Here is a 1,605-nt window from a genome sequence, read left to right on the forward strand (position 1 = left end):
CCGCAACGCCAACGACGGCATCTCGCTGGCGCAGACCGCTGAAGGCGCGCTGGGCAAAGTCGGCGACATGCTGCAGCGCATGCGTGAGCTGTCCGTGCAGTCGGCCAACGCCACCAACAGCAGCGACGACCGCGACGCCCTGCAGGCCGAAGTGAAACAGCTGTCCGATGAAATCGACCGCGTGTCCAAGCAGACCTCGTTCAACGGCAAGAAGGTGCTCGACGGTTCCTTCACCGCAGCGAGCTTCCAGGTGGGCGCCAACGCCGGTGACAACATCACCATCGGCTCGCTGGCCGACACCACCGCCGACAACCTCAGCACCNGTTCCTTCACCGCAGCGAGCTTCCAGGTGGGCGCCAACGCCGGTGACAACATCACCATCGGCTCGCTGGCCGACACCACCGCCGACAACCTCAGCACCATCGCCTACGGCGAATCCACGGCCACGGTGACGGCAGCCGGCATCACCGGCTACGACACCGAAATCGCAACTGGCACGCTGACCATCACGGTGGGTGGCGGTACGGCGGTCGACCTGGGCGTGATTGAAGCAGCCACGTCTGAAACCGCGCGCCTGGGCCAGGTGGTGGAAGCCATCAACCGCAAGACCGCCGACACCGGTGTGTCCGCTTTCCTGGTGGACAACGAAGACGGCACCTACGACGTCGAGCTGCTGTCCTCGCAACTCAATGCTGCGGGCACGGCCCCGGCCACGGTCGAATTCTCCGCAGGCTTCACCGTCACCGCCACCGGCCTGCTGGAAGCCACCGGCGACGCCGTCGATACGGCTGCTTCGGCCGCTGACTCCACCGGCATCTCCAACATCGACGTGACGACCGAAAAGGGCGCCTACATCGCGATGAAGAAGCTCGACGACGCACTCGACCAGGTCAACGGCGCTCGCGCCAAGCTCGGTGCCGTGCAGAGCCGCTTCGAGAACGCCGTGGCCAACATCCAGATCGGCGTGGAGAACCTCTCCGCTTCGCGCGGTCGCATCATGGACGCCGACTTCGCCAAGGAAACCGCCAACCTGTCGCGCTCGCAGATCCTGCAGCAAGCCGGCACCGCCATGGTGGCCCAGGCCAACCANATCATGGACGCCGACTTCGCCAAGGAAACCGCCAACCTGTCGCGCTCGCAGATCCTGCAGCAAGCCGGCACCGCCATGGTGGCCCAGGCCAACCAGGCRCCCCAGGGCGTGTTGTCCCTGCTGCGCTGATTGCTGGCGTTTCAGTCTCGCAAGCCCCGCGCCTCAAGCAGGTGCGGTTGCTCAAGGCGGTGGCAGCGGTGAACAACCGCTCCACCGCCTTTTTTCATGATGCCGCGCATACGTGGTGAATCGTTTTCCGGCAAGTTTGAATTGCCCGGGAAATTCCCCTCTTTTTCATCAATCAAATTCAGCCAGCGCTAAAGAAAACCCCACATGCACCGAAATTGAATGCAACGGACTTCTAGAAAGGTTCGTCGTCCGGCAAGCGAAGCGGCGAGATGGTCAAAGGCATGCAGCCCCAACCCAGCGCGTTCAGCCCAGCACCGGTCGTGGCAGCCAGCCCTCTGGCTGGTGTCGGGATTGGCAGCGATGCCGGATTACTTTTCATCCATTCT

General features: G+C 63.5%; 2 protein-coding genes and 1 pseudogene. All 3 read left to right on the plus strand.

The window, feature by feature from the left end:
• A pseudogene (locus ASE11_RS26500) lies at positions 1-322 on the plus strand (flagellin); the annotation flags it as partial.
• 126 nt (positions 323-448) lie between these two features.
• Positions 449-1,089, plus strand: a 641-nt coding sequence (locus tag ASE11_RS26505) for a flagellin (RefSeq protein ID WP_268766279.1), incomplete at its 3' end; no start/stop codon positions are given.
• Between the two features lies 1 nt (position 1,090).
• Complete coding sequence (locus tag ASE11_RS27065) at positions 1,091-1,219, plus strand: flagellin (protein WP_414842434.1); 129 nt, start codon at positions 1,091-1,093, stop codon at positions 1,217-1,219.
• The last annotated feature ends 386 nt before the right edge of the window (positions 1,220-1,605 follow it).

Origin of the sequence: Hydrogenophaga sp. Root209 (assembly GCF_001428625.1) — a bacterium.
In the GTDB taxonomy this organism is placed as follows: Bacteria; Pseudomonadota; Gammaproteobacteria; order Burkholderiales; family Burkholderiaceae_C; genus Hydrogenophaga.